The following is a 26,979-nucleotide window of genomic DNA, read 5'->3' on the forward strand; positions in this document are numbered from 1 at the left end:
GAACGGCTCCTTCGGACTCTTCCTCCTTTTTCGTGTCTACGTTTTCTGGTAACTACCGGTTATAAAGTCATACCTTGGATTACTAAAAGACTCTGTCGCATTCGCAAGCAGGAAGCCAGCCGCCCGCCGTAAAGCGGGTCTAGCCGTACAGCCGGGTGTAATAACCCCCGAGCGCCAGCAGGTCATGATGGCGGCCCCGCTCGACGACCGTCCCTTGGTTCATGACGGTAATCAAATCCGCATGTTCCACGGTGCTGAGACGGTGGGCGATCAGAATGGTGGTGCGCCCCTTCATCAATACGTTCAGGGCCTGCTGTACCCAATGCTGGGATTCGTTATCCAGCGCGGAAGTCGCTTCGTCCAGCAGCAGAATCGGGGCGTTTTTGAGAATCGCCCGGGCGATCGCAATTCGCTGCCTTTGTCCGCCCGACAACGACGCTCCTCTCTCTCCCACCGGCGTTTTATACTGTTCAGGAAGTTCCTGAATGAAATGGTGAGCGTACGCCGCTTTGGCCGCTTCGATCACTTCTTCATCCGTTGCATCCGGGTTGCCGTAGCGGATGTTTTCCTCAATCGTGCCGGTAAACAAGAACGGCTCCTGCGGAACGTATGCAATCTGTCTGCGGATTTCGTCCAGCGTGTAATGGCCGAACGGTTTGCCTTGGAGCAGGATTTCTCCGCTGTCCACAGGATAAAAGCCGAGCAGCAGCTTGATCAGCGTACTTTTGCCGCTGCCGCTGGCCCCCACGATAGCGGCGACCTGGCCGGGAAACACCTGCATGGAGATGTCGACAAGCACCTTTTTATCCGCCTGATAGGAAAATTCCACATCGCGAAACTCCACCGCAGCCTCCGACACGAGCTCGCTGTGAGGAGATCCCAAACGCTCCGGTTCCTCTTCCTCTCTTAGTACCTCTTGAATCCGGTGAGCGCCCGCGAGCGAATTTTGGGTCATCGACAGAACCATCCCCAAGTTCAATAAGGCGTGCGTCAGATTCACTTGCAGAACCGCCAGAGCGGCGACGCTTCCCATTCCCATCAGTCCGTAGGCATAAAGAAAACTGCCGATGACGATGATGCCGCAGAACGTGACGTAGCTGATAAAATGATTCACCGCAGCCTGCATGCCGTTCTTCTGCGCGGTTTGCCGAAGCGTCTGCGTCATTTGTTCGTTCAACGCCTCGTACTGGCCGTAAATCGTGCGGATGCGGAACAGCTTCACAATTTGAATGCCGCCCATAAAATCTTTGAATTTTTCGGTCATTTTACCGAGCGTTTGCAAGCCTTGTTCGGACAAGGCGCGAATATCCCGCGCAAATTTCAGGCTGACCACGGAGGACAGCAGCAGAATGACGAAGGATACGCCGGCAAACCGCCAATCGATCAACACCATGGAGACAATGGAGCCGATGCAAAAGACAACTTGAAGCAGCAAAACGAAGTAAACCTGCGAGAATGTAAACTCAACGGTCGTTACGTCGTTGTTCACCCGCGACAGCAAGTCCCCATGGTGCGTCTGCTCCAGGAATCTCGGCCGCACCCGGCACAGCTTGTCATAAAGACGTTCGCGGATATTCAGCACAGTCAGCTCGACACTGCGCTGGTATAAGTAAATGAACCAGGGAGAAATCACATTTTCCAGGAACAAGGCCGCGCCCAAAATAATAAAGGCTTCCACCATCAGGGACGTATCTCGGGACACGGCGAAATCAACCAAGTTATGTACGACCAAGCTGAAGGCGATCAGGAACAATGTCTGGGTGAGCGCCGTCACAGCCAGGCCAATGGCGTACTGGGTTTTGCGCTTGCGGTTCATAAACATCAGCAAGTAGCCGAGTTCTTTCACTTGCGAGAGCCATCTGCCCTTTTTCATGTGTACGCCACCTCCCTGCGTTCGGCAGACTCGGTAAATTCCTGATAGTACGACTGGGCGTACAGTCCCTTCATCTTCAGCAATTGTTCATGAGTGCCCTTTTCAACAATATTTCCTTGTTCCATGACCCAAATTTCGTCGGCGTTTTGTACTGTAGAAAGCCGGTGGGCAATAACCATCGTCGTTCTCTGCTTCATCAATACGCCCAGCGCTTCCTGAACCGCGCTTTCCGACTCCGGATCAAGAGCCGACGTTGGCTCGTCCAGCAGCAGAACAGGAGCATCCTTCAGAAAGGCCCGGGCCATTGCAATGCGCTGGCGCTGCCCGCCGGACAAAAAGCCTCCACGCTCTCCGACATACGTCTGGTAGCCGTCGGGAAGCTGCATAATGAAGGAATGCGCCTGAGCGGCTTTGGCGGATTCGATAATCTCGTCCATCGACGCTACTTCCCGCCCGTAGCCGATATTTTCAGCGATCGTGCCGCTAAACAAATATGAATCCTGGGTTACCACGGAAAAATGCGACCGAAGCTGCTCCAGATCGGCGCCGTGGATCAGGCTGCCGAACACGCGGATCTCGCCCTGGTCCTCTGGAAGCGGATAAAAGCCGCATACAAGCTTAAACACCGTGCTCTTCCCTCCGCCGCTCGCTCCGACAAGCGCGATCGTCTTCCCTTCCGGCACCGAGAAGCTAACATTTCGCAGGATCGGGGATCTCTCCTCATACCCGAAGGTTACGTTCTGAAACTCGATGGGGGCGGCGCTCGCTTTCGGAAGCGAACGGCCATTTTCCGTTTCGGTCGGCTGCTCGACGATTTCGGAGACCCTTCTCAGGGCACCGGCCATTTCAAACGTCCGCGTGATGAGCTCGGGAATATGCTCCAGCGGCTCCAGACACAGATTCAGCAAGTACAGGAAGGCGATCAGCTCTCCCGCGCCTAGCTGCCCTTTGTAGATCAAATAGCTTCCGTAACTGACGGCGAAAATGATCGGGCTGATCATCAGCGTGGAAAGCAGCGGATTGACCCAGGCTTCCCGCTTTTTCACGGCCAGCTTTTTTTGAGCCGTCAATTGCAGCAGCGCTTGGTAGGAGCGAGATAACATGCCGGATAGCAGGTAGCTTTTTACAATAGGCATACCCCCAAGCGTATCCTGGAGGTTGACGTTCATTCGGCCCATGTTCGCCTGGGCTTCCTCCGTCAACCGCTCCAACTGCTTGCCGATCCATTGGGAAACCAGCAGCGCTACAGGAAATAACAGCAGGCTGTACAGCATCAGCTCCCATTGGAGGTAGATCAAATAAGCGAAACAGCCGATGAACAATAGCGGATGATAAAACCACTGGGCGAGGTCCCGAATCATAAACTGCTGGATGAGCTGCAGGTCGTTGTTGATCCGCGACAACACGTCGCCGGAGTGCTGCTTTTCCAAATAGGAGACCGGGAGTTTGCCGATATGACGCATGACACGGTTGCGGATATCCTGCACCGCAGAGGCGCTGCTTCGCTCCACGCCGAAGCTCATGAAAAACTTCGCCGGCACACCGATCAAGATGACCACAAAGACCGTGTACACGATTTGCAGAACGATTGGCCCCGCCCCCTTCTCGGCCTGGGTGGTCAGCTGCTCGATCAAACTTCCCGTCCATATCTCAATAACGGCGGCGGCAATCGCGGACAAGATACCGACGATCATCCAGCCTTTGTGACGGCTTACATAGGACATCAGCCAGCGGAACGCTTTCCAGGCGGCGTAAGCGGTTTGGCGCTTGGAAGGCGCCGCTGTGCCTTGTTCTAGAACAGACGGCTGGCGGTCAGCTTCCATGCAGTACCCCGGCCTCCGCTTCGATCTGCCGCTTGACTTGCTCTAAGATGTCCCGGATGACGACGGCCGTTTCTTCCACGCGCACGAGTTCCAGCAATTCCTCGTGCGCGCCCTCCAGCCGGTAATCGGCGTAAGCTTGCGTCGTTGCCCCCCGCCAGGAAGGCAATTGGTGCTCCAGGCGGAACGCTTCGCTGTCCTTCGCAATCAGTTCGTAAATCCGGGCCGGGATCGTGCCGGAATTAATAAGCTGCGCTTCGTACGCCAAGGTCGCTTTGACCTTCCGATGAACCCGCTCCCGCACGAGCGGGTTGCTCATTAATTCCTTCTCTTCTTCGTCGAAATCGGCAAGCGTTTCTTCAAGCTCTTTCTCCGACGTTTCGAAAGGCGTCAGCGTGTCCTTAATCCACGAGTCCACCATGAGCACGTCCGTTACGGAATAGCCTCTTTTCCCCATCGTTTTGGCTACCTCGAACGTCAGGTTGCCTCCGAAGCAGTAGCCGAGCAGCACGTAAGGTCCTTCCGGCTGGATGCGGACGATCTCGTCCACATAACGGTTCAGCATGGCCTCGTAATCGACGGCATCGTCGATAAAATCAATGCCGTAGAGCACGAACCGGCCGTCGAGCCTGCTTGCGAGCTCTCGGTAACCGATGCCGAAGCCGCTGCCCGGAGGGAAGCAGAACACGTTCAGATCTCCTGCTTTATTCAGCTTAATGAAGGAGTCTCCCCCTTTATCCAGGCCGAGATCCGACTCGCCGAAAGCCATGGCTTCAACTGTTACATTGTGGAATTGACGGTTCAGCGGTATCTCGATGCCCGTTTCATCGTAAACGGCTTGAACGAGCCTCATCAGACTTAACGAATTGCCACCGAGCTCAAAAAAGTTATCCTTTACGCCGACCTGCGGAACGCCAAGCGTATCCTGCCAGACGCGGGCGATCTTCATTTCGAGCAGCGTTCTCGGCGCGACATATTCCGCTCCTCCGACCGCGGCTTCCTCCGGCGCGGGCAGCGCTTTGCGGTCGATTTTCCCGTTCGGGGTCAGCGGCATCCGCGAAAGCTGCACGAGGTGCGAAGGAATCATATACCCCGGAAGCTGCTTGGCGAGCTCGTCCTTGAGTTCATGCGCCGCCAGCCTCGTTTCCGCGACGTAGTAAGCGACAAGCTGCTTTTGGCCGTTCGCGTCGTCGCGGTCGAGCACCTTGGCTTCTTGCACGGCGGCGATTTTCAGCAGCTGCGTCTCGATTTCGTCCAGCTCGATCCGGTACCCGCGGATTTTGACCTGGTGGTCGATCCGGCCCAGGTATTCGATGTTGCCGTCCGGCAGCCAAGCCGCCAAGTCGCCCGAGCGGTACAGTTTCTCCCCCTCCGCAAACGGGGAATCGACGAACTTCTCCGCCGTCAGATCCGGACGGTTCAGGTATCCTCTCGCAAGGCCTTCCCCGGCCACGTACATTTCGCCCGCTACGCCGATCGGCACAAGGCGGCGGTTTTCATCCAGGACATACACGCTCAGCGTCGGGATCGGCTTGCCGATATTGCTCTTCGCCGCCTCCATTTCGACCCACGTTATTTCCTTATACGTAACGTGAACCGTCGTCTCGGTAATGCCGTACATATTGATCAGCTTCGTCTCCGGGTACTTCGTCTTGAAGCCCTTGAGCAGCAGCGGACTCAGCGCTTCGCCTCCGAAGATGACGTTGCGAATCCGCAGATCGTATGGATGATCCGCCAAGACCTTACGCAGCAGCTGGTAGAAGTACGTTGGCGTCTGGTTCAAAATCGTGACCTGTTCGCGGCCCAGCAGCGCCAGGAAATCGGCCGGATTTTTCGCCGTGAGCGGCGGTACGATGACCAGCTTGCCTCCGTACAGCAGCGCTCCGTACATTTCCCAGACGGAGAAATCGAAGCAGAACGAGTGGAACAGCGTCCACGTGTCGGACGGCCCGAAGTCGAACAGGTTCTTATCGTTGAACAGAAGGCGCACGACGTTCTTATGCTCGATCAGCGTTCCTTTCGGTCTGCCGGTCGTTCCCGACGTGTAGATGACATATGCCAGGTTGCCCGGCCCGGAAATCGGCTCCAGGTTCGAAGCGTCCAGCGCATCGGCGGAGTCCGCCCCTCTGTCGCCCCAAACGAAATCGTCCAATTCGAGGCGCGTTCCTGCGAAGTCGGTCTTCTCGTGCAGATGCTTTTGAATCAGCAATAACGGCGCGCCCGAATCCTCGATCATGAAGCGGATGCGCTCCTCCGGGTAGTCGGGATCGACAGGCACGTATGCTCCGCCCGCTTTGAGAATCGCCAGAATACCGACGACCATATCGAGCGAGCGTTCGGCCAGAATCGCTACCAGCTGGTCCGCTTCTACTCCCGTCTCCCGCAGCTTCCGCGCAAGGCGGTTGGATCGCTCATTCAGCTCGCGGTAGGTCAGCTGCCGCTCGTTCATGACGGCGGCCACGTTGTCCGGGTAAAGCTCCGCCTGTTCTTCGAACAAGCCGTAAATCGTTTTCCCCCGCTCGAACTCGGTTTCGGTGTCATTAAATCGCTTCAGCAGCGTCTCCCTCTCGTCTGGGGACAGCACATCGGCTTGTCCGAGCTCCAGATCCGGCTGAAATAAAAGCACGGACAGCAGCCGAACAAGATGGTCGGCCGCCTGTTCCACAAATGCCCGCTCGTACCGCTGCCCGTCAAAGCTTATTTCCAGCTCGATGGAGTGGTTTTGGCGGTCGAAGCGAAAAACCGTATCGGCCGCCACCCGGTTACCCAGCGGTTCCGGATGAATCGGGGCGAAGGACGCGACGGTGTTGACGACCGGAAGGCCGTCCCCCGTATAGTCCAGATGGAGCGGCTCCACCATTTTCCGAAAAGGCAGGTGCTGATGCTCCAGCGCCTCGCCGATGGAGGCTTTGATGCCTCCGAGCAGCGTTTTCAGCGTAGTCTGGCGGCTTACGGACGTCTTGATCACCAAGATGTCATGCGGCGGCGGAGTCCCGTCGGGGTCTGCGCTATAAGAAGGCATGCCGACCAGCACTTGGTCCCGCCCGGTATATTTGAACAGCAGGCTTTTTACTCCTGCCAAAACAATCATGTACAAAGCCAAATCCGAACCGTTGGCGAGGCTAATGATTCTCTCCGAGAGTTCGCTCGGCAGAGTACGATGAAGCAAGCCCGGCTCGGCCGCAGCTTCCCCGTCGGCGGATAATTTGGAGGATTGACTGTAGGGAAGGAAGCTCAGGCTGTCATCGGCGTCAAACTTGCCGCTCCAGTACTGTTCTTCCTTTTCAAACAAAGATTTCATTCGTACCTCCCCTAAAAATGAAGTGACCGCATGTCCCGGCGCAGGTCCGAAAAAGCTTGCTTTCGGCCTGCGCGTTTACGGGCTTGGGCGTTGTTCGCCGTCTTCCTTGGGATGCGCGCCGCTTTCGTTTGACGGCGGAGGCGCGCTTGTAGGATTAGAACGCGAATTCGATCGTATCGACGGCACTCTTTGCGCCTGCCGCCGGTTTATGACATTCAATCTGACTTAGCTCGAGTTGTGGATTTTCCGCAATTTGAGACAGTACCCGCAGGTAATCCTCGGTCAAGGTGCGGATCATCGCTTCTTTGAACAGCTTGGTGGCGTAGAAGAAGCCCCCGCTCAGCGCCCCGTTGTTTTCATACATAAACAGCGTCAGATCGAACTTCGCTTCTTCCAAATGGTCAAGCTCGTAAGTCTTCAGGCTGACCCCTTCCAGCTCGGCGTCTCGTTCTTCGATATTTTGCAAGTCGAAAACGGCATCGAACAGCGGGAAGCGGCCCGGCTCCCGCTTCACATTCAAACGCTCCACGAGCTCCTCGAATGGATAATCCTGGTTCTCGAAAGCACCCAAAGCCGTTTCCTTCACTTCTTCCAGGTAGGACAAGAACGTTTTGTCGCCCGACGGACGATTGCGGATCGCCAGCGTATTGACAAACATCCCGATGACCGGTTCCAAATCGGCGTTCGTTCTTCCCGCCACCGGGGTGCCCACGACCAAGTCCTCCTGCCCGCTGTACTTGGACAGCAGCACGGTATAAGCCGCAAGCAGCACCATGAACAGCGTGCTTTCACGCTCGGCCGCCAATTCGCGCAGCCGCGCAGAGAGAGAAGCTTCGACGTCGAACTCTAGATGCGCGCCTTCGTAGCTGCGAGCCGCAGACCGTTCGTAGTCCATCGGCAGGTCCGCCGTCGGCAGCTCGCCTTCGAAGGTTTGCAGCCAGTACGCTTCCTGCCGCCCGATCCGCTCTCGGTGGACCTTCGACTGCTGCCAAACGGCATAATCCTTGTATTGAATGCGCAGTGGCGGCAGTTCTTCCCCGGCGTAGAAACTCGAGAACTCATCGATCACAATCGCCATCGATACGCCGTCGGACACCATATGGTGCATGTCGAAAAGGAGAATATGCAGGTTCGGCTCCAGCTCGATGACCCCGGCGCGCAGCAGCGGCGGCTTGCCGAGATCAAACGGACGAACGAAGCTGCGGACGATCTGCTCGATTTGAGCCGCATCCTCTTTATCCGCTTGATGATGCTCTATAGCAAAATCGACCTGCGGGTAAATCCGCTGAACCGCTTCGCCCTTCACGATTTCAAAACCGGTGCGCAGCGATTCATGCCGTGTTATCAATTTCCGCAAGGCGGCTTCCAACCGGTCTAAATCAAACTCGCCTTCCACCTGCACCAGCTCCGGCATGTTGTAAAGCTGATCCGCTCCATCCAGCGTGTGCTGAATGAACAGCCGTTTCTGCGCGGAGGACAGAGGGTAGTACTCTCTCTCCTCCGCTTGAGGAATGGCCTCATGCTCCCGCCGTTCCATCCGGGCGATCGCCTCGGCCATCGCCGCAATCGTCGAGTGACGGAATACGTCGCGCAGCGGCAGGTTGACGTTTAATTCCTTAAATACCTTGCCCGCCAGCGTCGTCGCTCGCAGGGAGTGGCCGCCGATGTCGAAGAAGTTGTCGTGAACGCCAACCTCCTTCGCACGCCCCAGCACCTCCTGCCAAATCGCCGCCAGCTTCGTTTCCAGCTCATTGCGCGGTGCGACGTACTCCGTTCCGCTTCCCGCTTCCCCTTCCGGCGCCGGCAGCGCCTTCCGGTCGATCTTTCCGTTCGGCGTCAGAGGCAGGCGCTCCAGCTCCACGAAGTACGACGGGATCATGTACCCCGGCAGCTCCTGCGCCAGCGCGCCGCGCAGATCGTTAACTGCCAGCTCCGCTCCGGTATCCGGCGTGTAATACGCGCATAGCGCCTTCTGCCCGTTCGCGTCACTTCGAACCAGCACCACCGCTTCGCGCACGCCTTCCACCCGCAGCAGCTGCGACTCGATCTCGCCCGTCTCGATCCGGTAGCCCCGGATTTTCGCCTGGTTGTCGATCCGGCCGATGAAGTCCACGTTGCCGTCCTCCATCCACCGCGCCAAGTCTCCCGTGCGGTACAGCCGCTCGCCCGCGGCGAACGGGCTGTCTACGAACTTCTCTTCTGTCAGCTCCGGACGGTTCAAGTACCCGCGCGCCACTCCGACTCCGCCGATGACCAGCTCGCCCAGCACCCCGACCGGCACCAGGTTCAGATGCGCGTCCACGATGTAGAATTTCGCATTCAGCCACGCTTTGCCGATCGGCACATGGCCTGTCTGCGGCAGCTTCGTCAGCGGCTCGTCGTAGAAACTTGAGTCGATTGCAGCTTCCGTCACGCCGTAAGCATTGATGATCCGGAACAACGAGCCGAAGCGTTCCTGCAAGGTCCGGTAATCCGCCACGCTGCAGCTGTCCGAGCTCGTGATCAACAGCTCCATCCAGCTCATATCCAGTTGCTGCTCGTGCACGTACTCCAGGAACGGCACGATCAGCGCCGGCGTCGATTCGAAGATGGTGACCCGCTCCCGCTCCATCCAGTGGTGCAGACGAGACGGATCGATCCGGTCGTCCTTCGGCACAATCACCATCGTGCCTCCGTTATACAGCGTCCGCGCGATATCTCCCACGAACACGTCGAACGAGAAGCTTGCGAGCTGCAGCAGCCGCACCGGGAACTGATCCAACCGGTATCCCCGCCGGTAGCCCGCCGCCGTGTTCACCAGGCTGCGGTGCTCGATCATCACGCCCTTCGGCTTGCCCGTCGTTCCCGACGTGTAGATCACGTACGCCAGGTCCTCTGGACGGGCTTCATAAAAGCTGTCGGTGCCAACATTCTGATGGCTCTCATCGCCGTCGTCCACAGCATCCGTCAGCTTGCCGGAGACAATGCCGGAGACAACCGACGCATTCGCCCGCTCGTCGCTGTACGACGCTTCGTCGTCGAGGTACAGCACTGCCGCCAGCGCCAGCTCCTCTTCGCCGAGCCATGCTTCGGCACGTTCTCGCAGCGGCGTTTGCGTCAGCAGCACCTTCGCTCCGCTGTCTTCAAGCATGAACCGCACGCGCTCCGCCGGGTAATCCGGGTCGAGCGGCACATACGCCCCGCCCGCTTTCCAGACGGCCAGCACGGCCACCAGCAAGTCCACCGAACGCTCGGCGAGAATGCCGACGATCGTCTCCCGGCCGATGCCGCTTGCACGCAGCGTGGCCGCCAAGCGATTCGCCCGCTCGTTCAGCTTCGCATACGTCAGCCGGTCATTCTCGTACACGACAGCTGCCGCTTCCGGCGTGCGTTCCGCCTGTTCCTCGAACAGCCGGTGGAACGCGGCCGCAGGAGCCGCTTCCGGCTGCGCCGGGTTAAACGCACCGAGAATTTGTTCTTTTTCCTCTGCCGTCAGCAAGTTCAGCTCGGCGATCTTCGCATCCGGACGGCTTACGATCGTTACGAGCAGCTGCTCGTAATGTTTCGCCAGCCGTTCGATCGTCTCCCTTTTGTAGAGAGCCGTCGCATATTCGAAGCTGTAATCCAAGCCGCCGTTCTCCTCGCCCACATCCAAGCTGATATCAAACTTCGCGGTATCCAGTGCGCTCGGATAAGGAATCAGGCGAAGCCCTTCCAGCTCAAATTCCTCGTTCTCCGTATTCTGCATCGTAAACAGCGTGTCGAAGAGCGGATTGCGGCTTAAATCACGGGTGACTTGCACCTTGTCCACCAATTCTTCGAACGGATAGTTTTGATGCTCGAAGGCGTGGAGGGTCGTTTCTTTGACTTCGTTCAGGTATGACAGGAATGTCTTCTCCGAAGCCGGATAACTGCGGATAGCCAGCGTGTTTAAGAAAATCCCGATCAATGGCTGCACATCTCCATGATTCCTTCCGGCAATCGGCGTACCGATGATCACGTCTTCCTGACCTGAATATTTATGCAGAAGGACGTTATACGCCGCAAGCAGCACCATAAACAGCGTCGTGCCCGTTTCCGAGGCCAGCTGCTTCAGGCCGTCGGTTTTCGAAGCGTCGAAGAAAAACTCCAGCGTTTGGCCTTCGTAGCTCTGCACGGCCGGACGCGGATAGTCGGTCGGCATTTCCAGCACCGGAAGCTCGCCTTGGAACATGTCCAGCCAGTACGCCTCCTGACGCTGAAGCCGTTCCTTCTGCTCCTGCGAATGCTGCCAAACGGTGTAGTCTTTGTACTGAATGCGCAGAGGCTCCAATTGCTCGCCGCCGTACAAGCGGACGAATTCTTCAACAAAGATTTCCATCGAGACGCCGTCGGAAATAATATGATGCATGTCGTACATTAGAATATGGCGTTTCGGAGCCAGCTCGACAAGGCCTACCCTCAGTAGCGGAGGCTTCGCCAAGTCAAACGGACGGACGAAACGGCGAACCGTCTCTTCGGCCTCTTGCTCATCCGCTCGATAGAACTCCACGGCAAAATTCACGTCCTGGTAAATCCGCTGCGATGCTTCGCCATCCACCATTTCGAACCCGGTGCGCAGCATTTCATGCCGCGCCACGAGCTTACGGAACGCTTCTTCGAACCTTGCCCGGTCTAAAGCACCCTCCAGCAGCATCGCTTCCGGCATGTTGTAACTAAGCTCCGCGCCTTCCAGTTGATTCAGGATAAAGAGACGTTTTTGAGCAAAAGATTGCGGGTACACCTCTCGGTCATCCGCCATCGGAATGGCAACGAATGTTTGCTCATCCAGCCGGGAAATGGCGGCCGCCATGCTCTCGATCGTGGAATGGCGGAACACGTCGCGCAGCGGCAAATCCACGTTCAACTCTTTATGAATCTTGCTGACCAGCGTCGTCGCCCGCAGGGAGTGGCCGCCGATGTCGAAGAAGTTGTCGTGAACTCCAATCTCCTTCGCACGCCCCAGCACCTCCTGCCAAATCGCCGCCAGCTTCGTTTCCAGCTCATTGCGCGGTGCGACGTACTCCGTTCCGCTTCCCGCTTCCCCTTCCGGCGCCGGCAGCGCCTTCCGGTCGATCTTTCCGTTTGGCGTCAGAGGCAGGCGCTCCAGCTCCACGAAGTACGACGGGATCATGTACCCCGGCAGCTCCTGCGCCAGCGCGCCGCGCAGATCGTTAACTGCCAGCTCCGCTCTGGTATCCGGCGTATAATACGCGCATAGCGCCTTCTGCCCGTTCGCGTCACTTCGAACCAGCACCACCGCTTCGCGCACGCCTTCCACCTGCAGCAGCTGCGACTCGATCTCGCCTGTCTCGATCCGGTAGCCCCGGATTTTCGCCTGGTTGTCGATCCGGCCGATGAAGTCCACGTTCCCGTCCTCCATCCACCGCGCCAAGTCTCCCGTGCGATACAGCCGCTCGCCCGCGGCGAACGGGCTGTCTACGAACTTCTCTTCTGTCAGCTCCGGACGGTTCAAGTACCCGCGCGCCACTCCGACTCCGCCGATGACCAGCTCGCCCAGCACCCCGACCGGCACCAGGTTCAGATGCGCGTCCACGATGTAGAATTTCGCATTCAGCCACGCTTTGCCGATCGGCACATGGCCTGTCTGCGGCAGCTTCGTCAGCGGCTCGTCGTAGAAGCTTGAGTCGATCGCCGCTTCCGTCACACCGTATGCGTTGATGATCCGGAACAACGAGCCGAAGCGTTCCTGCAAGGTCCGGTAATCCGCCACGCTGCAGCTGTCCGAGCTCGTGATTAACAGCTCCATCCCACTCATATCCAGTTGCTGCTCGTGCACGTACTCCAGGAACGGCACGATCAGCGCCGGCGTCGATTCGAAGATCGTCACTTGCTGCTGGCTGATCCAGTAGTGCAGACGAGACGGATCGATCCGGTCGTCCTTCGGCACAATCACCATCGTGCCTCCGTTATACAGCGTCCGGGCGATATCTCCCACGAACACGTCGAACGAGAAGCTTGCGAGTTGCAGCAGCCGCACCGGGAACTGATCCAACCGGTATTCCCGCCGGTAGCCCGCCGCCGTGTTCACCAGGCTGCGGTGCTCGATCATCACACCCTTCGGCTTGCCCGTCGTTCCCGACGTGTAGATCACGTACGCCAGGTCCTCTGGACGGGCTTCATAAAAGCTGTCGGTGCCAACATTCTGATGGCTCTCATCGCCGTCGTCCACAGCATCCGTCAGCTTGCCGGAGACAATGCCGGAGACAACCGACGCATTCGCCCGCTCCTCGCTGTACGACGCTTCGTCGTCGAGGTACAGCACCGCCGCCAGCGCCAGCTCCTCTTCGCCGAGCCATGCTTCGGCACGTTCCCGCAGCGGCGTTTGCGTCAGCAGCACCTTCGCTCCGCTGTCTTCAAGCATGAACCGCACGCGGTCTGCCGGATAATCCGGGTCGAGCGGCACATACGCCCCGCCCGCTTTCCAGACGGCCAGCACGGCCACCAGCAAGTCCACCGAACGCTCGGCGAGAATGCCGACGATCGTCTCCCGGCCGATGCCGCTTGCGCGCAGCGTGGCCGCCAAGCGGTTCGCCCGCTCGTTCAGCTCCGCATACGTCAGCCGCTCGTTCTCGTACACGACGGCCTCCGCTTCCGGCGTGCGCTCCGCCTGTTCCTCGAACAGCCGGTGGAACGCCGCCGCAGGAGCCGCTTCCAGCTGCGCCGGGTTAAACGCGCCGAGAATTTGCTCTTTTTCCTCTGCCGTCAACAAGTTCAGCTCAGCAATCTTCGCATCCGGACGGCTTACGATCGCCGCAAGCAAATGTCCGAAATGAGTCGACAGCCGCCGGATCGTGCTTTCTTTATAAAGAGCCGTTGCGAATTCAAAGCTGCACTCCAGGCCGCCGTTTTCTTCCGTAACATCCACACTCAGGTCGAACTTGGCCGTGCCGTATTCGCTAGGGTACGGGGACAATTTCAGCCCTTCCATCTCAAACTCTTTATCCTCCAAGTTTTGCAGGGAGAACATCGTGTCAAACAGCGGATTACGGCTCAAATCCCGGCTGACCTGCACTTTATCAACGAGCTCTTCGAACGGATAATTCTGATGCTCGTAAGCGCCTAAGGTCGTTTCTTTCACTTCTTCCAGATACGACAGGAAGGTCTTCTCCGAAGCCGGATAATTGCGGAGCGCCAGCGTATTGACGAACATTCCGATCAAAGGCTGCGTGTCTCCGTGCGTTCTGCCCGCAATCGACGTTCCGACGATCAAATCGTCCTGACCTGTGTATTTATGCAAAAGCACGGTATATGCCGCAAGCAGCACCATATAAAGCGTCGTTCCTCTTTGAGCGGCCAGCTGCTTCAAGCCTTCGTTCGTTGCCTCGTCCACGAAGGACGTCAGCGTTTGTCCCTCAAAGCTCTGCACGGCAGGACGCGGATAGTCCGTCGGCATTTCCAGAACCGGCAGCTCGCCCCGGTAACGGTCCAGCCAGTAAGCTTCCTCGCGTTTCAACTGCACTTTTTGCTCGTCCGACTGCTGCCATACCGCATAGTCCTTGTATTGAATGCGCAAAGGCTCTAATGACTCGCCGCCGTACAGACGAACGAGTTCCTCGACTAATACGTCCATCGAAACCCCGTCGGAGACGATATGGTGCATGTCGAACATCAGCAAATAACGTTCGGCTGCCAGCTCTACGAGCTCCGCCCGCAGCAGCGGAGGCTTCGCCAAGTCGAAAGGCCGGATGAAGGCCTGCACGACTTCGGGCGCTTCTTCCTCGCTCGCATGACGGTACTCGACGGCAAAGTCGACGCTCTCGTAAATGCGCTGTACTGCTTCGCCTTGTACGATCTCAAAGCCGGTTCGCAGCGTTTCGTGCCGTGCGATCAGTCCGTGGAAAGCCTTCTCCAGCAGGCTCCGGTCAATCGATCCTTCCAGCAGCAGCACGCCCGGTATGTTGTAGCTCTGATCGGCCCCTTCCAGCTGATTCAGGATAAACAGCCGCTTCTGAGCTGAGGAAAGCGGATAATATGCTCTTGCGCCTGCCAACGGAATCGACGAGAACGACTGCTCTCCGATCCGGGAGATGGCCAGAGCCATCTCTTCGATCGTCGAGTAGCGGAATACGTCGCGCAGAGGCAGCTCGACGTTCAGCTCCTGATGCACCTTGCTCACCAGTGTCGTCGCCCGCAGGGAATGGCCGCCCAGGTCGAAGAAGTTGTCATGAACCCCGATGTGCTCCAGTCCGAGCACGCTTTTCCAAATTCCCGCCAAGCTGGCTTCCAGCGGAGTCCGAGGCGGAGTACGTTCTTCGCCCGGCTGCAAGCTCTCCTCCGGCGCCGGGAGTGATCGGCGGTCGACCTTGCCGTTCGTCGTCAGCGGGAGCCGCTCCAACTGGATCAGGTACGCCGGAATCATATAGGCCGGCAGTTCCTGGGAAAGCACGCTCTTCAGCTCGGCCGCCGGAAGCTCGCGGTCCGCTTCATAATAGGCGCAAAGCTGCTTCTCGCCGGAGGCGTCTTCCCTCGCGAATACCGTCGCTTTCCGAATTCCCTCCACTTTCTGAAGCTGAGCTTCGATCTCGCCCAGCTCAATGCGGAAGCCGCGGATTTTCACTTGGTCGTCAGTCCGTCCCACGTATTCGATCGTGCCGTCCGGCAGCCATTTCGCCAAATCCCCCGTCCGGTACATGCTCTCTCCCAGCACAAACGGATTGTCCACAAATTTCTCCGCCGTCAGCTCCGGCCGGTTATTGTAGCCCCGTACCAAGCCTTCTCCGCCGACGCAAAGCTCCCCGGCCACGCCGATCGGCAGAAGCTTATTCCGGCTGTCGACGATATACACCGTCGTATTACTGATCGGCCGTCCGATGGGTACGGTAACCGCCGACTCATCGACGAAGTCGACCGGAAGGTACGTGGTATAAACCGTGCTTTCCGACGGGCCGTACAGGTGGTTGAGCCTGCCCGGTCCGATATGGGCGAGCGCTTTACGCACATGTCCGACCGACACTCGCTCTCCTCCGAACAAAATCGCCCGGACATCCCGCAGGCAGTCAACGTTCACATCTACAAGGACGTTGAAGAAAGCCGTCGTAATCAGCATGACCGAGATGCGCTCGCGCTGGATGAGATCCGCCAGCCGGACGATTTCCAGCAAAGTCTCGCGGGGAACCAGCACCAGCCGCGCCCCGTTGGTCAAAGCGCCGAAAATATCGAAAATCGCTCCGTCGAACGAATAGCTCGAAAGCTGGAGGACATGATCCCGTTCGGTGATGTCGATATAATTCGTATTTCGCACGATCCGCACGATGTTGCGGTGCGAAACAAGGTTGCCTTTCGGCTTGCCCGTCGTGCCTGACGTATAGATGACGCAGGCCAGATCCGTCGCTTCGGTGCCCGGATTTAGATTTGTGCCGTCCTCGTGATAGAAGGACTCGTCATCCAGTAAGATCACGGAGTCCGAACCCGCCAGGCGCTCGCGCAGGCGGCTTTGCGTCAGCATGACCTGCGCTCCCGAATCCTCAATCAAGAAACGGATACGCTCCTCGGGATATTCCGGGTCAATCGGTACGTAAGCCGCTCCGGCTTTGTGTGCCGCCAGCATGCCCACCACCATTTCGATGGAACGCTCAGCCATAATGGCGACCAGACGGCCTTTGGATATCCCGTGGCTACGCAAGGTACGGGCAAGGCGGTTGACGCGTTCGTTCAGCTCGCGGTAGGTCAGCTCTTGCTCATTCAAGGAGATGGCGGCTGCATCCGGGAGGCGCTCCGCCTGCTCTTCGAACAATTGAATGAGCGTCTTCCCGCGCGGAAATTCCGTGGTGGTGTCATTAAAACGTCCGAGAAGGTCGGCCTTTTCCGCCTCCGTCACAAGTTCCAGCTCGCCCACGGTAATTTCCGGGTTATCCGTCACCTGCTCCAGCAGATGGACGAGATGACCCTTGAGCCGCTCGATGCTGTCTTTATCGAACACTTCGGCGTTAAAGTCGAACCGAATTTCGATCTCGACTCCCGGCACCACGGTCACGTTGAAGTTATAGTTCGTCTGCTCCTCCATCTGAACGTCAGCGATCGTCAGGTCGCCGTGCTGCTGGTCGCCCGCCTGCTCCATCTGCTCGTCCACCGGATAGTTCTCGAAAGCGATGATATGGTTGATCAGGTTCTGCTTTTGCACGCTGCTGGCTTGAATTTCATACAGCGGATAGTAATCATAACGCCCGGACTCCAGCGCCCGCTCTTGGAGCTTCGCCATCAGGTCGGCGAACACGGTGTCCGCTTCGCTCGTGACGCGGACCGGCACCGTATTGATGAACAGCCCGATCATGGACTCGATGCCCGGGATTTCCGCCGGTCTTCCGGCCACGACGCTGCCGAATACGGCATCGTTTGTTCCGTTATATTTTTGCAGCATCACGCCCCAAGCGGCTTGCAGCAGCGTATTGACCGTAACCAGGCGCTGTTTCGCCACCCGGTCCATCCGCTCGCTCAAGTCCTTGCCCAGCTCGGCGGTGACGTGATCAGCCGTAAATCTGCCGTTTGGCGCCGGTTCCTTTTGTCCCGGGAGTACGGTTTGCCCTTCATAACCTGCCAGGAATGCCGTCCAATAGCCGGATGCCGCCTGATCGTCCTGTTTCTCCAACCATTCGATATAAGCGCCATAATCCGATCCCTTATCTCCCGCTGGCAGCTTGCCGGATGCCAAGGCCGAGTACGTCTCAAACAGCTCCTGCGTCAGCTGCGGCAGGCACCAGCCGTCCATCAAAATATGCTGGAAACTCCACAGCACATGATAGCTTTGCTCTTCGGTGCGCAGGATCGTAACCCGAACGAGCGCGTCATGTTCCATGTCGAAGCCGCGAAGCTTGTCATCCTCGGCCTTTTTATCCAAATACGCTTGTTTCTCGTCCGCCTGCAAATGAAGCAGCTCTTCATATTCAAAGCCGACCGGCTTGTCGCGGTATATGATTTGCAGCGGCTCGCCCGCCGGTCCTTTCACAAAATTCGCCCGCAGCACCAGATGACGTTTCGCAAGCTCCATCCAGCTCCTCTCGAAAAGCTGGACGTCGAGCGCTCCCCGCATCGTAAACCGCGTCTGCTCGAAGTAAGCGGCCGTTTGCCGGTCAAGCGCGCTGTGGAACCACATGCCCTTCTGCATCGGCGTAAGCGAGTAAATATTTTCGATTTCCCCGAGATGGCCCGAGCGCTGGGCGATTTGCTCCAATTCCGCGATGGTCAAGCCTTTAAATTGCACGTCGCTCGGCGTCAATTCGGTGTTTTCTTTGCCTGCGCAGTGGGTAATGAGCTCTCGGAGACTTTGCTCAAGCCGCTGAGCGAAGGCTTCCATCGTTTCCTTGCGATACTGCTTCCGGCTGTAGCTGAGATCGAGCGATAAAGCGCCTTCCAGCACCATGCCGTTGATATCCAGCACAAAGCTGCGGGCCTGCCGGTCGCTGGCCGGGCTGCCACTGGAATAAGAAGATATGCCGATCTCGTCCTGATTGACATCATCGTCGAACTGGCCGAGGTAGTTAAAGTTAATTTCCGGCTCTGCGCCCCAAACAAAGCCATCCTCCGATTTGGAGAGATAGCGGCATACACCGTACCCAAGCCCCTTGTTCGGAATGCGGCGCAAGCTTTCCTTGACCTGTTTAATCTGATAGGCCAAATCCCGGTCGGTTTCCGACTCCAGGACGACCGGAAACTTGGTCGTAAACCAGCCGACTGTGCGCGTGATGTCGATATCCGTTCCGATCGATTCGCGTCCGTGTCCTTCGAGATTGATCCGCACCCGTTCGTGTCCCGTCCACTTGCGAACGGCTATGCCGAGCGCCGTTACCAAAATATCGTTCATTTCGGTGTTGTAGGCCCGGTTAACCCGCTTCAGCAGCAGCTCCGTTTCTTCGGGAGTCAAACGGACGAACAGCGATTCGCTGTCCTGCTGCGTCGTAACGTCCGCCTCCAGATCCTTCGGCACGGCCGGAACCGCAATTTGTTCCACGGCCTGCCAATAGGCCCGTTCCTTCGCCATCTCCGGACTTTGCGCGTAAGCGGCCAGCTGCTCGGACCAAGTGCGGTACGCATCCGTTTTCGCCGGGAAACGAATTTCCTCGCTTTTGCCGGCCTGCTCGTAACCCAGAGCGAAATCCTCCATCAAAATGCGCCAAGACACGCCGTCCACCACGGCATGATGAACCGCGAGCAGCAAATGATCGCCGTCCGCGCACCGGAACAGTCCCGCCTTTACGAGGGGCCCGTTCTCCAGATCGATGCCCGCTTGAATATCCGTTGCCTTCGCTTCCACAGCCTGCGCGGTATTCTCCGCATTCTTGAAGTCGAACACGTCCAGCGTGAACAGCCCGCCTTCCTGAATCGCGCGGTTCCGCGCGCTAAACCCTTGTTCCGTCTTGCGGAACACCATCCGCAAGGCGTCATGATGCTCGGCCAGCTTTTGCAGCACCTGACGTACCGTCTCTTCGTCGAAGCATTCCTTCCGGTACAGCATCACCGACTGGTTGAAATGATGCGGGTCCGCAAAGGAGCTCTCGAAAAACCAATGCTGAATCGGCGTCAGCGCCGTTTCACCCGTTATTTCGCCTTGATCGATGGAACGTCCGATCGGTTTCACATGCAGGCTGAGCTGTGAAATAGTTGGATATTTGAACAAATCCCGGATTTCCAGCTTGTACCCGGCTTGATGAAGCCGCGAAGATACTTGAATGGACTTGATCGAGTCTCCGCCCAGCTCGAAGAAATGATCCGTTACCCCAACGCGATCGGCGTTCAATACCGCCTGCCACACATCGGCAAGCGTCCGCTCGGCTTCATTGCGGGGAGCTACGTACGCGCCGCCGGTCAGCGCGTTTCCTTCCGGAGCGGGCAAAGCCTTGCGGTCGATTTTGTCGTTCGGCGTGAGCGGCATCCGCGGAAGCTGAACAAAATGCGCCGGAATCATGTAATTCGGCAATTTTTGCGCCAGCGCGCTTCTCAGCTCGCCGAGCGTAAACGGGCGGCCCGCGACCAGGTAAGCGCACAGTTCTTGCCCGCTTTTGCCTTCCCGTGCGATTACGATCGTCTCCTGCACGGAGTCGATCTTCAGAAGTTGCTCTTCAATCTCGCCGATCTCGATCCGGAATCCACGGATTTTCACCTGATGGTCAATCCGGCCCAAGTACTCAATATTTCCGTCTGGCAGCCAGCGGGCCAAGTCGCCCGTCCGGTACAGTCTCTCTCCGGGCTCAAACGGGTGTTCGATGAATTTCTCCGCCGTCAGATCCGGCCGGTTCCAATATCCCCGGGCGAGGCCGACGCCCGCGATGCATAATTCTCCCTCCACTCCGATAGGCGCCAGCTGATTCTGTGCGCCCAGTATATACAAGCGATGGTTCCAGATCGGACGTCCGATCGGTATCGCTCTGCGTTCGGTGTCATACGTAGACGCCGCCCACACGGATGTGGCGATCGAGGCTTCCGTCGGACCGTACGCGTTATAGTACTGTACCTTGTCTTTCCACTGCTGCACGAATTCGGCTGAAACGGCGGAGCCCGCCGTGATGAGCCTGCTCAGACTCGGCAGGCGGTCTGAATTCAAATAAGCCGCATAAGTTGGCGGCAAAGTGGCGATCGTAATTGCATGCTCGTTCATGAAACGTTCGAACAGCTGATCATCCAAAATCGTCTCGGTTGACGGTATATATAAGGTCGCCCCGAAATACAGAGCGTTGAACATCTCCCAGCACGACGCATCGAACGATAGGCTGGCGAATTGCAGCACTCGATCCTGTTCGGTCGTGTGAAGCGTATGGGCAAACGTCAGTTTCAGGCTGACCAGCCCGCGATGCTCCAGCATGACCCCTTTGGGTTTGCCCGTCGTACCTGATGTATAGATGACATAAGCCAGATCGTTCGGACCGCTGGCCGGCTCCAGGTTCGAGCCATCGTCGCTGTAGGCCTGCTCGTCATCCAGCGCCACCACGGTCCCTTCGAACGACACCTGCTGCAGCAACTCCCTTTGAGTCAGCAGCAGCTGCGCGTTCGAGTTCTCCAGAATGTAGCGGATGCGTTCTTCCGGGTATTCCGGGTCGATCGGCACGTAGGCACCGCCAGCTTTCAGAACCGCCAGAATGCCAACGACCGTCTCCAGCGATCTCCTGGCCATCAAGCCTACCAGCTGATTGGGCAGCACGCCGACCGATCGCAGCGTCCGCGCCAGCCGGTTCGCCCGTTCGTTCAGCTCCGCGTACGAAAGCCACCGCCCCTCAAAGACAACCGCCGTCGCTTCGGGCACCCGCTTCGCCTGCTCCTCCACGAGCTGATGAATCGTCCGATCACGGGGATAGTCCTTCTCGGTATCGTTAAAGCTTTGCAGCAATTGAAATTTCTCGTCCTCCGACAGCATGTCCGCCCGCACGATGTCCAGTTCCAACTCGTGAAGCCCCACGGCCAGCAGGCGATTCAGATGGCCGACGACCCGAGTCATGAACTCGGAGTCATATAAGTGCTCGTTATATGACAGCGCTAGCTGTATCGTCCCGCCGGTTAAGCTGAATTCAAAGGAACAATCCGTGACCACGTTTTGCCCGATTTCGTCCAGATGCAGCTCCTTAAGGGATACTAGCGTATGGACGACGGGTATCCCGTCTGCAGATTGCAGGTCCAGCTTCTCCGTCATTTTCAAGAACGGAATATGTTGATGCTGAATCGCTTCCGGCAAGGAAGTCCTCAGCTCGCTCAGAAGCGTTTTAAAAGTCGCACCCGCCGAAAGCGAGTTTTTCAAAATGGCCGTATGATTAACGGATCGGCGCGTCTCCGGCGGTTTCCGTACAACCGGCATGCCGACCAGAATGTCAGAAGCGCCTGTATATTTATGCAAGAGCGACTGAACACCGGCGAGCAAAATCATAAAAGTGGCCAGCGGAGCGCCCTTGCTCATTTGAAGGACGCGCTGCGCCACTTCCTCCGAAAGCGAACCGCCGACAGTTGTCATAATGGGCGCCAGGGAGCTTGGAGCTTTGCTGTAAGGCAGCCGCGTCAAGGTATAATCGTCGCTACCGAATTTTTCGTTCCAAAACAACGTTTCTTTTTCAAAAGCCATCTGGATCGTTCCCCTCTCTTCATCGGTAAAAGCAATCCGGCGGAGCATATGCCGCAGCAACGCTCCAGCCTCGCTCCCCGCCTTTTCAAACATGTGACAACAATGTCAATGGCTTTCGCCAGGTCACCGCTTCGCTTGCCCGGTTGATCGCATGCGGCAATCCTCTGCCTAGCAGCTGTCCCGCTCGGCTCCCATGCGTGAAAGACAACAAAGAGCATCGTTCTACGCAAGAGATGCGGCTGCTTCCGGCTCCTCTGCTTCAATATGCTTGCTTCGGACGAGCCGTCCGAAGACGGGCTTTGGTTTACATTGGGTTCGGAATTGGATTTGGGGGTGGACAAGGGATGTCCCTCCCATCGATGTAAGGCTTGCTGTAGGGTTCCGGCCGGCCAACAGGAAGTCGGCCGTACCTCCGGATTCGGCACCTGAGCTGCCTTTGTCGAAGCCTATGTTTAAGGGATATTGATACACTCTATGTACGATTTGTGTATTCCCCCGCCTGGTGTGGATAAGTAAAGATCCGGCTGCGGGGTAGTGAGCTTTTCCTGACGATTAGATGTGACGATGGTGCTGCATGAGGCTCAAAGAATGCTCCGTATGGCATGAACGGGATAGCCCTTGGATTGGCGGTGAATTCCAGCTTTTCAAAAATGCTCACGCGCTTCATCTTCCATCGGAATTGGGATAAGGTTGGCTTCATCCTTTCTGAACCTTCTGACGTCATGGAGCAACATATTCTCGGCTGTCATTTTCCACAATTATCGGTCTCGGCATGCCGACTTGCTGGGTAGCCAGTGGACTGGTCTATCGCGCACAGCTTGGATAGGTATAAAAACCATCCAATTCTATTTTCTATCATAATTGGAAAGATGACCTAGGTAGAATTATATCAAAATTTCCAATAATGTATAGTAAAACTTTAGTTAAATTTGGTCTGTCCAACATAAAGTGTTAATATTTTGCCTAAAAAGAGCGAATGGAGAAGAAACGCTGGGAATGGTTTGCCATCAATCGAGGAATTCGACGCGTGTCGACATTCAGGCGGGGTGCCGGCCGATTTGGGAGATATTCCCTGTAGCCATTCTCTGCTGGTGCTCCGAATCCTTGCGCTTTGCGATAACTTAACATGATTACCTGACGAATTTCTGGAAGCCTGGCTGGAAACGTGACTCGATGTCAGCTGGATATTCTGATGGAAAACCGTTGGATACTCGGTTGGAACACCTGATGACTGCCCGGCTGGAAGCTGGCCGCAGCGTCCGCCCGGATGGCAGCCGGTATAGTTTTGTATCCCGCCGTCTTACTGCGCCTCTGCTAGAGTAAAGGGCAGATAAATTCTGCCTCTCTTCATCAAACTGTACGTGAGGTTTTCCCTCATATGAAGGCATTCGACATTCCTGACTAAATTGTAGTTTATCTGCCTTTCCGTAATAAGTACCCACTCTATCTTTTGGTCTTTAAAGAATTCTTTTTCAATCTGTAATTTTTCTACAACTCGTTTTGTCAGCTTGTTAGAGGGTTTGATAGAATGTGCAATAAATTTTATACTTTCTTCTTGTTTTACTGTAAGTAACATATCTGTAGTCATAATGATGGGAAGCTTATTCTTGGGGTCAGTTGGATGTTTAATGCCTAACTTTTGTGCAATATAGAGGGTTTTATCTAGGGGTAATAAAGGAATGTTCGCGAATATCAATCACTTGCTCTGACCACTCCATTTGGTAATGATGTGCCAATTCAAAGTGTTCAGACAGATAATGGTGAAGTCGACCACTTTTCCAACCAAGAATTCGAGTAACTATCCCTATTGAAGGTACATCACGTACAGTCAACCAAGGTTTATATTCCGAAAAGTGGCCTTGACCTCTTCCTTCTTTGATTTTCCGTTGAATAGATGCTATAGAGTTACTTGATCGAATTTTGCTCACTATTCACCTTCTTTTTAGAACTACTAAATCAGAGTAAAGCTCAGTTATCTTTTTCTACTCCTAAGATATATTTTAGTTTTACTTCAAAATACAAATGTAGAATATAACAACTCACAGCTTTATACAATAGCAAAGTAATATTTTTTAGCTATATTTTACTTCGTAGCCTATCCATAGGCTACTCGTAGGGTACAGTAGGGTATGAGTAAGCTATAATATGGGCTATAAGTAGGTATAAAGGATCGGGTTAAAACCTATTTGATATTCTCAATAGAGGTGAACCCATGAATACTTTGGGACAGCGATGTAGAAATTTAAGACTACTCTATAATGGGCACAAGAGGAACTTGCTAATAAAATTGGGGTAACCAAACAGGTTGTTTCTAATTGGGAGCGAAATGTAGCACGACCTGAAATTAATCATTTAATATCTTAAGCAGAGGTTTTTGATGTTACAACCAGATTATTTACTTTGTATCGCTAATCAAATGACGTTCCCCTACTGTGTGGACTCAATGGAGCATTTTGTCCCTCCTTTAAAGAAAGGATATAGTAAATAGAAAATTTTAGTACCCATTAGTTCGCTTAAAGAAGTAGCGCCTCACACCATCTTTTACAATTTAATTAACTATGTGATAGCTGAAGTTTTACTTTTAGAGATAATCTTTCAATATTTCTTTTGCAAGTTTCATTAGTTGCACACTCTGTAAATAGGTCTCTATGTTAACTAATCTACATTCTTCATAATCTTCAAAATCATTTCTTATGTAAATTGATTTTAGATCAGTTGGGGTATATCTAATGCTGAGGTTCAACCGCCTTCTTTCAAAGCTCTTTCAAACCATTTCTCACGTATGGCTCTTGAGCAAGTATAAAAAACTTGCTGAAAACAGATACCTTGGGGTGTTACAAAAGCAATATCAAATATGCTAAGTAAATTTTGTTGAAATGAATTATTACACTCCTTTCTCTATTCATATCATAGTCATTGTTAATTTTTTTATGCATAAATACCAGGAATAATCGGTATACGGATAATTTATGACTTTTATGTACCAAAATTAAAATGAGTATTTCTAAGACATATTATTAAGGAACTCCCGTGAAAGATTAGTACCGAACAATCTTCAGTTTTATAAAATCAATAATTTCATCTCTATCTTTTTTAGTAAGTTCTCGAAACAAAGAAATAAGTTCTAATTCCTGAGCTTCAATGGCTAAATTAAAAATAGTGTTCTTTGATACAGGCGTATCTCCAAAGATTAACCACTCTATATGGGAATTGAAGTTTTCTTTAATTGCTATAATTATATCAAGAGAGGGTCTGTATTTATCTTGCTCCAGCTCACTCAACGTTCCTTGAGAAATTCCAATTATATTTGCAAACTTTATTTGATTTAAGTTGTTTGTTTTTCTAATAGTTCGAATTCGTTGGCCTATTGTAGACATAATTGCCCTCCTAATGTCCGATGAAAATAAAGATTTAGACTGGATTTGTTGGTCCTAAGCTGATTCTGAATTGCTAAATCGTCAATCTTGGAATAATAAGTTTTAGACTGACCCAAATATAAAACCAGCGGCAGTCAAGGACCTGAAAATAAAGTCTTAGACTGCCGCTGGTTTATTGAACTAACGTTCTCTGTTAGCGTAACAAGTGGTGCAAAATTATTTCATGCGATAAGACTGGCTGTTTTGATAAAGTTTATTTGATATAAGATGAGGTTCTTGTCATCCGCTGTACCGATCCAGCCAGTCGCGCTGCCACGCCTCGAAGGACTTGCCACTTATACTCTGCAGCGGCTTGCCACTGGGGAGCGAGAACATGCCATCCCCGTTGATAACCACAACCCTTTCGGTCCTGCCGATCGGCTGCCGTCAGTAAGAAACGCCCAGGCGATAATTTCTCCCTGAATCGCTAGGCTTCCAATCGCCTTAAATCGTTCTACCTCTATGGTTTTGCCGAAATAATCGGCTGGATCAACGTCTTCCATCAGTCCCCATTCGACCATATCTGGCGTACGGGTCAGCAATTTCCGATGCGACTGTCGAGAATCCTCTCTATCGCTGGATATTCCTCGAATCTTCGTTCGATGAAATGTTGAATAACCGCCCCGTAAAGGGGCGGTTTTCTTAGGCTTGCATAAATGCTTCTAACGGTTCCAGAGTCGCGAACGTCTTCTTTGCATCCTTCTTCCGTTGCTCATCATAGAGTTTGGTCAACTCTTCGAATGATTTAGCTTTAATCTTCGTATAACTCGATTTGGTGTATCTGATTATGTACGTCTTTACCCCTTCCTCTTCACTCCACTCGTAAACGACATCATATTTGTCCCTCAAATTCTTTAAATGAAGTGACCGGCGCAACACTGCAAAGTGTTCTTTAATGGCTTCATCACATTCCTCCATAATCTTCTCGTATGTGCAACCAACTCGCATCAGAATCTCCAATGCCCGTTCATCGCCGTATCTCGCGAGAAATTCCTTCAACGAAACCAGCGCATATAGCATTATTTGTTCCTTGTCATTCGGATTCCTGTATTCATAACAGCCTACAACCAAATTGCGGTCGGTCATTTCCTCCTTACTGAATTGCATATTAAACAAATACTCGAGTGTCTTTTGCTTCATAACGGTTTCCAACATCTGTTCTTTATCAATCCTGATGCCCGTTGTCACCCACGGAAACGGTAGTTGGCCGTTACTTTCACGCGGTATGCTACCCCTAAGATTCAAAATCGGCATACCCGTAGCCATTGCGTACGACCTGTTATATCCGTCGCCCGCGAATATTTCCTGTTCTTCTTGCATGTGTCCTGCCCCTCCTTTTAGTACCAAGTTCCATTCGGCGCGTAGTGCCACCAGTTGTCTGCGAAGCGAATCTCCACTCGATTCCAGCGAATTGCGATCCAAATTACCCTCCGCACTTTCCAGTAATTTCTTGGTTAAGCAATAGTTCTCCGTTCGTATTATGAGCTATGACTACGCTTATGGGCTTTGTC

General features: G+C 54.7%; 12 protein-coding genes. 2 read left to right on the forward strand and 10 right to left on the reverse strand.

Annotated features, from left to right (window positions below; all coding sequences use genetic code 11):
- Positions 1-139: 139 nt before the first annotated feature.
- The 5 genes from T3H97_RS22635 to T3H97_RS22655 all read right to left on the reverse strand — a co-directional run bounded on the left by T3H97_RS22635 (position 140) and on the right by T3H97_RS22655 (position 22,393).
- Positions 140-1,873, reverse strand: coding sequence for an ABC transporter ATP-binding protein (locus T3H97_RS22635; RefSeq protein ID WP_134904730.1), 1,734 nt, complete (start codon positions 1,871-1,873; stop codon positions 140-142).
- The gene (locus T3H97_RS22640; RefSeq protein WP_328800954.1) at positions 1,870-3,696 is read right to left on the reverse strand and encodes an ABC transporter ATP-binding protein; all 1,827 of its coding nucleotides are present in this window, start codon (positions 3,694-3,696) and stop codon (positions 1,870-1,872) included. The genes T3H97_RS22635 and T3H97_RS22640 overlap by 4 nt, the downstream gene beginning before the upstream one ends.
- Positions 3,686-6,994: a non-ribosomal peptide synthetase gene (locus T3H97_RS22645; RefSeq protein WP_328800955.1), complete on the reverse strand. Its 3,309-nt coding sequence runs from the start codon at positions 6,992-6,994 to the stop codon at positions 3,686-3,688. The genes T3H97_RS22640 and T3H97_RS22645 overlap by 11 nt, the downstream gene beginning before the upstream one ends.
- 154 nt (positions 6,995-7,148) lie before the next feature.
- Complete coding sequence (locus T3H97_RS22650; protein ID WP_328800956.1) at positions 7,149-22,052, reverse strand: non-ribosomal peptide synthetase; 14,904 nt, start codon at positions 22,050-22,052, stop codon at positions 7,149-7,151.
- A complete protein-coding gene (locus tag T3H97_RS22655; protein WP_328800957.1) occupies positions 21,989-22,393 on the reverse strand; it encodes a hypothetical protein in 405 nt (134 codons plus the stop codon). Before T3H97_RS22655 ends, T3H97_RS22650 begins: the two co-directional genes overlap by 64 nt.
- An 832-nt stretch (positions 22,394-23,225) precedes the next feature.
- On the opposite strand from T3H97_RS22655, the gene T3H97_RS22660 reads away from it, so the two are divergent.
- Positions 23,226-23,375 carry a hypothetical protein gene (locus T3H97_RS22660; protein WP_328800958.1) on the forward strand — a complete coding sequence of 50 codons (150 nt, stop codon included), beginning with the start codon at positions 23,226-23,228 and terminating at the stop codon, positions 23,373-23,375.
- On the opposite strand, the gene T3H97_RS22665 is transcribed toward T3H97_RS22660, so the two are convergent.
- Entirely contained in the window at positions 23,353-23,748 is a 396-nt protein-coding gene (locus T3H97_RS22665) for a TnsA endonuclease N-terminal domain-containing protein (RefSeq protein WP_328800959.1), read from the reverse strand. The two genes, T3H97_RS22660 and T3H97_RS22665, sit on opposite strands and share 23 nt — an antisense overlap.
- The gene (locus T3H97_RS22670; protein ID WP_328802889.1) at positions 23,711-23,980 is read right to left on the reverse strand and encodes a PDDEXK family nuclease; all 270 of its coding nucleotides are present in this window, start codon (positions 23,978-23,980) and stop codon (positions 23,711-23,713) included. The genes T3H97_RS22665 and T3H97_RS22670 overlap by 38 nt, the downstream gene beginning before the upstream one ends.
- Before the next feature lie 358 nt (positions 23,981-24,338).
- On the opposite strand from T3H97_RS22670, the gene T3H97_RS22675 reads away from it, so the two are divergent.
- Positions 24,339-24,416 (forward strand): hypothetical protein, encoded by a 78-nt coding sequence (locus tag T3H97_RS22675; protein WP_250245302.1) that lies wholly within the window; start codon positions 24,339-24,341, stop codon positions 24,414-24,416.
- Between the two features lie 674 nt (positions 24,417-25,090).
- Here the strand turns inward: T3H97_RS22675 and T3H97_RS22680 are convergent.
- The 3 genes from T3H97_RS22680 to T3H97_RS22690 all read right to left on the reverse strand — a co-directional run bounded on the left by T3H97_RS22680 (position 25,091) and on the right by T3H97_RS22690 (position 26,890).
- Complete coding sequence (locus tag T3H97_RS22680; RefSeq protein ID WP_328800960.1) at positions 25,091-25,429, reverse strand: helix-turn-helix domain-containing protein; 339 nt, start codon at positions 25,427-25,429, stop codon at positions 25,091-25,093.
- Positions 25,430-25,764: 335 nt separating this feature from the next.
- Positions 25,765-26,010: a hypothetical protein gene (locus tag T3H97_RS22685; protein ID WP_165175373.1), complete on the reverse strand. Its 246-nt coding sequence runs from the start codon at positions 26,008-26,010 to the stop codon at positions 25,765-25,767.
- Between the two features lie 100 nt (positions 26,011-26,110).
- Positions 26,111-26,890: a hypothetical protein gene (locus tag T3H97_RS22690; protein WP_230584964.1), complete on the reverse strand. Its 780-nt coding sequence runs from the start codon at positions 26,888-26,890 to the stop codon at positions 26,111-26,113.
- Between the last annotated feature and the right edge of the window lie 89 nt (positions 26,891-26,979).

The organism is Paenibacillus sp. LX16 (assembly GCF_036252815.1).
GTDB lineage: Bacteria > Bacillota > Bacilli > Paenibacillales > Paenibacillaceae > Paenibacillus > Paenibacillus polymyxa_B.